This window comes from Mesorhizobium sp. M1E.F.Ca.ET.063.01.1.1 (assembly GCF_003998155.1).
GTDB lineage: Bacteria > Pseudomonadota > Alphaproteobacteria > Rhizobiales > Rhizobiaceae > Mesorhizobium.
In genome coordinates this window covers 1-7110 of sequence record NZ_RZSC01000283.1, presented here as the reverse complement: position 1 = coordinate 7110, position 7110 = coordinate 1, and the positions used below count along the sequence as shown (strand labels likewise).

Below are 7110 nucleotides of genomic sequence, written 5' to 3'. Positions count from 1 at the left end.
GCTGGTCGATGCAGTCGCCAGCAGCGCCGGCGCCGATGAGGTTGCGTGGCACGCCGCAATGACGGCGTTCTCGATCCTGATGGCGCTGGCGCTTGCCGGCGTTGTGCTGCGCAACGCCGCCTTCATGGGCATTGTCGAACTCACGCTGAAGATGATGTCGGACATTGCCGCCGACGCCTTCCACCGCGTGCAGCGCTTCTCGACCGATTGGCACGCCAACAGCTTCGCCGGATCGACTGTGCGCAAGATCACGCGCGGCATGTGGGCGCTCGACCTGCTCAACGACACGATCCTGATCGCGCTGTTGCCGTCGCTCGTCATGCTCGTCGGCTCGACGCTGCTGCTCGGCTGGTTCTGGCCGATGATGGGATTGGTGGTCGCGATCGGCTCGGTGCTGTTCATTGCCGTCACCACGATGCTGTCGCTCGGCTATGTCGCGCCCGCGGCACGCCTTGCCAACAGTTGGGACACGCGCGTCGGCGGTTCGCTGGCCGATGCGGTGAGCTGCAACGCGGTGGTCAAGGGCTTCGGCGCCGAGACCCGCGAGGAGACGCGCCTTGCCAGGGTCGTGGCCAAATGGCGGCTGCGCACGGGCCGCACCTGGGTTCGCGGCACGCTCAACGGCACCACGCAAGGTACGATGCTGCTTCTGATGCGGGCCGCGGTGATCGGCCTTGCGCTGATGCTCTGGGCATGGGGGCAGGCGAGCGCTGGCGATGTCGCCTTCGTGCTGACGTCGTTCTTCGTCCTGCAAGGCTATCTGCGCGACATCGGCACGCATATCCGCAACCTGCAGCGCTCGATCAACGACATGGAGGAACTGGTCGACTTCCGGTCGGAGCCGCTCGGCATCGAGGACCGGCCCGGTGCGCCGCCGATCCGGATCACCGACGGCCGCATCGCGTTCGACAAGGTGACGTTCCATTACGGCAACCATCGGCTGCCGCTCTATCGCGACTTTTCGGTCGAAGTCGCGGCGGGAGAACGCATCGGACTGGTCGGGCATTCGGGATCGGGCAAGACGACCTTCGTCAAGCTGATCCAGCGCCTCTATGACGTGAACGCGGGCAGGATCCGGATCGACGGCCAGGATATCTCGCAGGTGGCGCAGGCATCGCTGCGCAGCCAGATCGCCATCGTGCAGCAGGAGCCGATCCTGTTCCACCGCTCGCTGGCCGAGAACATCGCCTACGCAAGGCCGGGCGCCACGCAGGCCGAGATCGAGCATGCGGCGAAGCTCGCGAGCGCGCACGATTTCATCGCCAATCTGCCCAAGGGCTACGGAACCCTGGTCGGCGAAAGGGGCGTGAAGCTGTCGGGCGGCGAGCGCCAGCGTGTGGCGATCGCGCGCGCCTTCCTGGCCGATGCGCGCATCCTGATCCTCGACGAAGCGACATCGAGCCTCGATTCCGAATCGGAGGTGCTCATCCAGAAGGCGATGGAGCGGCTGATGGTCGGGCGCACGACATTGGTCATCGCGCACCGGCTTTCGACCGTGCGTGCGCTCGACCGGCTGCTGGTTTTCGACCGCGGCCGCATCGTCGAGGAAGGCTCGCATGACGAGCTGATCCGACTCAATGGCGGCATCTACCGGCGGCTGTTCGAGCGCCAGGCGCTCGAACTGACCAAAGGGCTCGTCGCGTGAAACGGAAGGCATCCGGCTTCGGCCGGATGCCTTCCTGCCTTGCGGACAGTCAGCCGTAGTGCAGCTTGGGCTTGGGCTCAATACCGGTGAACTTGACACCGACGCGGTCGTTGCGCCGCCAGCGCACTTCCGCCCGATAGGCCACGCCATCGACCGGAACGTAGAGCAGGAAATGATCGGGAACGCGCGATTCCGGTGCCACTTTCAGTTCGGCGCCGCCGGGATGCATGTTGCGCACCGTGCATTTGACTTCGGAATTGTTGACGCCGGTCAGAATCGCCGCGCCTTTCAGCACGCGTTGCCGGTGCTTGTCTCTCGACTCGTTCTCAGCCATGGCGGGCAAGTCCTAACGGATCGCAACATGACGATCGTCATGCGGTGGCACCGCATCACGGATAGATGTCCCTGCTAAATTTAGGGTTACATTGCCCCCGCAAGCGATCTCTTTTTGCCGAAATAGAAACGGCGCCGCGATGGGCGCCGTTTCATTCTTCCTGTCGACGGGCTCAGATATAGGGCGAAATGCACTGCCGGCGCGGGCCATAGTAAGGCTGGAACGTGTTGTCCCAGGCCCGATACGAGCGGTAGCGGTCATAGCACCATTGGACATGGGCCCTGGACAGCCGCTCGGTCCGGTAGATGCGCCGCGGCTGGTAGTAGCGCGGATAGGGATCATAATAGTAGGGATCGTAGTAGTTGCCGTAGGCCAAGCTGCCCAGGCCCAGGCCGAGGCCTAAGCCAAGCAGGGCGGCGTCACCATCATTGAAATGCCGATGATGGCGGTGATGGCGCCAGCGCCAGTCGCCATTCCAATCGCCGCCATCCCAGTTGCGGGAGAAATGGCGGCTGCGGAAGTTGTCGCCGCGCCACCTGAAGTCGCGGCCGCGCCACTCGCCACCGCGCCGCCAGCGCCAGTCATACATCTGCGGCGAGTAGTTGTTGCCGCCGGCCCATTCGTCACGGACCGGGATGATTTGCGGCGCGGTCGCATTGGTCGCGGTCGAAAGATCGGGCTGCAGGATCGGGCCGGCAATCGACGGCACCGCCAAGCCCGCAAGAAGACCCAAGGTCATCAACCCGGATCCGAGGGAAGACAAGAGCGGTTTCATTTCACTCTCCAAGGAGTAAAGGCCCCACGCCCAGAAACACCCCGGGAATGGGCCTATTGATGGAACTTTTCGTCTGAACGGAAGATGAACGGAAAGGTTCCGTCAACCATGACGGGCATGCGCCTGGCTCTTGTGCTCGCCGTCGCTTGCGGGCAAAGGTCTCGGCCATGTCGCTGCGCCTCGCCACCTTCAACGTCGAGAACCTGATGAACAGGTTCGATTTTTCCGGCTATCGCAACCAGCTCAACGAGGACCGTACGCTGGCGCTGTTCGACATCCAGAGCGAGGCCGAATACAGGCTGCTGGAACAGGCGCGCGCCATCGCCCAGTCCGACGATACCCGCCAACTGACGGCGCTCGCCATAGCGGCAACCCGCGCCGACATCATCTGCATGCAGGAGGTCGACAACATCGAGGCGCTGAAGGCCTTCGAATATGGCTATCTCTTCAAGATGATCGGGCAGGGCTACCGCCAGAAATTCACCACCACCGGCAATGACGCCCGCGGCATCGATGTCGCGGTGATGATGCGCAGCGAGACCGCGCAGGGCCAGCCGATCGAGTTCGTGCGCATGACCAGCCACGCTTATGTCACGTTCGAGCAGTTCGACCTGTTCACGCCGGAACTGGCGGCGCTCGGGTTCCTGGCCAACGAGCGTATCTTCAGGCGCGACTGTCTGGAAATCGACGTGACGGTAGGCGGCGTGCCGCTGACGCTTTATCTGGTGCATTTCAAATCGATGGGTTCGCCGCGCAACGGGCTCGACGGCCGCGAGGCGACGATGCCGCTGCGCATCGCCGAGGCGCAGGCCGTGCGCCGTATCATCGAGGAGCGTTTCGGCAAGGATCATGCGGCGGACAAGCGCTGGGCGATCTGCGGCGACATGAACGACTATCGCCAGCGCGTGAAGATCGAAGGTGACAGCTTCGACGGCTATCGCTTCGAGGTGGTCGACGAAGCCCAGTCCGCTATCAGCGTTCTGACCGCCGGCGGGTTCTGCGAAAATGTCGTCGAGCGGCGGCCGGAGATGGATCGCTGGAGTTTCTACCACACACGTGGACCGGAAGAGCGGCATCTCTGCCAGCTCGACTATATCCTGCTGTCGAAAGCGTTTGCCGCGAAGAACGCGACGGCGGTTCCGGACATCATCCGCAACGGCCAGCCCTGGCGCACCATCTTTCCGCCGGGGCAGGAAGTCGAACGTTTCCCGCGTGCCGGCTGGGACAGGCCGAAGGCCTCCGACCATTGCCCGGTGGTGATCAACCTGGACATGGCGTGAGCCCGTGAGTTTCGACCTGCCACGCAACGTCATTCTGCCCGTCGACGAGGTCGACGTACGGCTCGACTCAAATTCTCATCCCTTCGAGCGCGACAACGAGGCAGCGATTGCCGAAAACTGGCAGCGCGAAATGGCAGCAAAGCCGGCGCTCTACGATGGCACCGTGGTGCTGCTTTCGGCGCTCGCCTATCGCGACAGCCGGCTTGTCGGCCGCTGCCATGCCGTGAAGTATTCGACCTTCATGCTCTGGCGCAAAAACCGTGAGCGGAGCGGCGCCGAGCATGCCTATGCGCATGCCGTGCTGGTTGCCGGCGACAATGCGCTGGTGGCGATCCGCATGGGCTCGCATACGGTGAACGCCGGCCGCGTCTATTTCGCCGCCGGCTCCTTCGAGCCGATCGATTTCCGCGACGGCCTCGTCGATGTCGACTTCAACATGATCCGCGAAGTGGGCGAGGAGACAGGGCTCGACCTGTCGGCGGCTCAGCGCGGACGGCGCTGATACGCGCTTTCGACAGCGAACGGCACGGTGATCTTCCGTCGCTACCGGGTCGCCGAGCCGGCCGATGAAATCGTGCGGCGCATCAGTGATTTCGTTGCCGCCGAAACCGAACCCGAAATCGAAGCTCCGGTCGTCATCCGCAGCGCCGATGATCTACCGGACGGGCTGATGGGCCATATGAAGCCGCTCATCGAATGGCATTTTGCGGAGAGCGACGAGAACTCCGACCTTTAATGTTACCTTGCAGGGGCGCGCGAAAATACTCCCGCGCCCCGTCAACCCATCGCCGGCCTGCCACCTGGACGGAAGCCGGACTATGGAAAGATTGGAGCCAACGCGTCATCCGGCGCGACCGCCGGGACGCCGGGCTTGCCCGCGAGGACTGTAGCTGGGCCATCGTCCTTGTAATAGTAGCTGTAGCCATTGATGGCGGGCGCGCCGCCAAGATGCGCGTAAAGAATTCTCGAACCTTCGGGGAAGAAGCCTTTCCTGGCCAGATCGATCAGGCCCTGCATCGACTTCCCCTCATAGACCGGATCGGTGATCATGGCCTCCGTGCGCGCCGCCAGCCGGATCGCGTCATTCGTCGCCTCCGAGGGAACGCCATAGGCCGGATAGGCATAGTCGGGATTGATCACGATTTCGTCGTCGCGCACGGCGCGGCCCAGCCCGACAAGGGCGGCGGTGTCGTCGACGATGCGGCGGACCTGGGCACGGGTCTGGGCGAGCGTTCCCGAGGCATCGATCCCGATCACGCGGTCGGCGCGGCCTTGCGCGGCGAAGCCAACGATCATGCCGGCCTGCGTCGAGCCGGTCACGACGCACACGATGATGTAGTCGAAAGCAAAGCCAAGCTCGGTTTCCTGCCTGGCCACCTCCTCGGCGAAACCGACATAGCCCAACCCGCCGAACTTATGCACCGAGGCGCCGGCCGGGATCGGATAGGGCTTGCCGCCTGCGTCCTTCACCGACTGGATTGCATCCTCCCAGCTTTTGCGGATGCCGATATCGAAGCCGTCGTCGACAAGCCGGCTGTCCGCGCCCATCAGACGCGTCAGCAGGATGTTGCCGACCCGGTCGTAGACCGCATCATAGTGCGGGACCCATTTTTCCTGGATCACCACGCACTTCATGCCGATCTTGGCCGCCGTCGCCGCGACCAGGCGCGTATGGTTCGACTGGACGCCGCCGATCGATACCAGCGTGTCGGCACCGGTGCGAATAGCGTCCGGCACGATATACTCGAGCTTTCGCAGCTTGTTCCCGCCCATGGCGAGCCCGGAATTGCAATCATCTCGCTTTGCGTAGACCTGCACCTTCCCGCCCAACGCCGCGCTCAGACGCGGCAGATGCTCGATCGGCGTCGGGCCGAAGGTCAGCGGATACCGTTCAAACTTTTCGAGAAGTGACATCGATTTGCCTCCGCCATGGTCGTTCTTTCGATAGGCAGAGGATAGACGAATTAGAGCGAAAGGTGCTCTCGAAGGTTCTCTCAGGATTTTTGCTGTTCTACAAGAAAATGCGCTAAGATTGCGGTAATCGTTCATTGAAAACCGCTCAAATGGAAGAATCTTCCACTTCAGCTCTCGACCGCATCGACGTCAAGATCCTGCGGGTCCTTCAGGCCGAGGGACGGTTGACCAATGCGGAGCTCGCGGCTCGCGTGAATGTCAGCGCCGCCACATGCCACCGGCGCACGCAGCGCCTGTTCGAAGAGGGCTATATCACCGGGGTCAGGGCGGAGATCGCGCCCGCCGCGGTAGGGCTTGGCGCGCTGGTGATGGTCGGCGTCGTGCTCGACCGTTCCACCCCGGAAAGCTTCGCCGCCTTCGAAGAGGCCGCGCTCAAGCTCAAGGAGGTGCTGGATTGCAATCTGGTGGCGGGCGACTTCGATTATCTGCTGAAGATAAGAGTTCGGGACATGGCGGATTTCAACAAGCTTCACGGGCAGAAGCTGATCGCGCTGCCGGGCGTCCGGCAGACCCGAACCTTCTTCGTCATGAAGGAGGTCAAGGAGAATGCGCGGCTTCCGTTTTGACGGGCTCTGCAACCCAAGGACGCAGCCTATTCATGCCTCAGCGCATCGATCGGGTCGAGCCTTGCGCCGCGCAGCGCCGGGAAGAAGCCGAACACCACGCCGATCAGCGCCGAGAAACCGACGGCGAGCAGGATGACTGCCGGGCTCGGCGCAAAGGGTATGGTCAACGTCGCCGAGGCAAGGCCGGCGAGCGCAAGCCCGATCAGGATGCCGATGATGCCGCCAAGCAACGACAGCACGGTCGCCTCGACCAGGAACTGGATGAGGATGTGCTTCTCATGCGCGCCGATCGCCAGCCTGATGCCGATCTCGCGCGTGCGTTCGGTGACGGACACCAGCATGATGTTCATGATGCCGATGCCACCGACCAGCAGGCTGACGCCGGCGACCGCGCCCAGCATGCCGGTCATGGTGGTGGTGGCGCTGGCCATCGCGTCGGCGATCTGGGTCATGTCGCGGATCGAGAAATCGGGATCGCGGTCCGGCGTGATGCGGCGCGTGTCACGCAGGATGTCCTCGACGCGCGGCTGCAGTTC

At 63.3% G+C, this 7110-nt stretch carries 7 protein-coding genes and 1 pseudogene; 4 read left to right on the top strand and 4 right to left on the bottom strand.

All coding sequences use genetic code 11. The features are described from left to right. The first annotated feature begins 1 nt into the window (after position 1). A complete protein-coding gene (locus EOA29_RS19765; protein WP_245468494.1) occupies positions 2-1645 on the top strand; it encodes an ABC transporter ATP-binding protein in 1644 nt (547 codons plus the stop codon). A 49-nt stretch (positions 1646-1694) separates the two neighbouring features. Here EOA29_RS19765 and EOA29_RS19760 read toward each other — a convergent pair whose 3' ends face one another. Both EOA29_RS19760 and EOA29_RS19755 read right to left on the bottom strand, forming a co-directional pair. Beyond that, a complete protein-coding gene (locus EOA29_RS19760) occupies positions 1695-1979 on the bottom strand; it encodes a PilZ domain-containing protein (protein ID WP_127221324.1) in 285 nt (94 codons plus the stop codon). A gap of 172 nt (positions 1980-2151) precedes the next feature. After that, positions 2152-2754: a BA14K family protein gene (locus EOA29_RS19755; RefSeq protein ID WP_126093178.1), complete on the bottom strand. Its 603-nt coding sequence runs from the start codon at positions 2752-2754 to the stop codon at positions 2152-2154. A 167-nt stretch (positions 2755-2921) separates the two neighbouring features. Between EOA29_RS19755 and EOA29_RS19750 the strand changes: the two genes are divergently transcribed. Then, the gene (locus EOA29_RS19750; protein WP_126093179.1) at positions 2922-4034 is read left to right on the top strand and encodes an endonuclease/exonuclease/phosphatase family protein; all 1113 of its coding nucleotides are present in this window, start codon (positions 2922-2924) and stop codon (positions 4032-4034) included. 4 nt (positions 4035-4038) lie between these two features. Continuing rightward, a pseudogene (locus EOA29_RS19745) lies at positions 4039-4770 on the top strand (hypothetical protein). Positions 4771-4850: 80 nt separating this feature from the next. Here EOA29_RS19745 and EOA29_RS19740 read toward each other — a convergent pair. Further along, on the bottom strand, positions 4851-5948 hold the full coding sequence (locus tag EOA29_RS19740) for a 1-aminocyclopropane-1-carboxylate deaminase (RefSeq protein ID WP_245464641.1): 1098 nt from the start codon (positions 5946-5948) through the stop codon (positions 4851-4853). 149 nt (positions 5949-6097) lie between these two features. Here EOA29_RS19740 and EOA29_RS19735 point away from each other — a divergent pair, with 149 nt between their 5' ends. After that, positions 6098-6574, top strand: coding sequence for an Lrp/AsnC ligand binding domain-containing protein (locus EOA29_RS19735; protein WP_126093181.1), 477 nt, complete (start codon positions 6098-6100; stop codon positions 6572-6574). A 26-nt stretch (positions 6575-6600) separates the two neighbouring features. On the opposite strand, the gene EOA29_RS19730 is transcribed toward EOA29_RS19735, so the two are convergent. Continuing rightward, the coding region (locus EOA29_RS19730) for an FtsX-like permease family protein (protein WP_127221323.1) at positions 6601-7110 on the bottom strand (510 nt) is incomplete at its 5' end.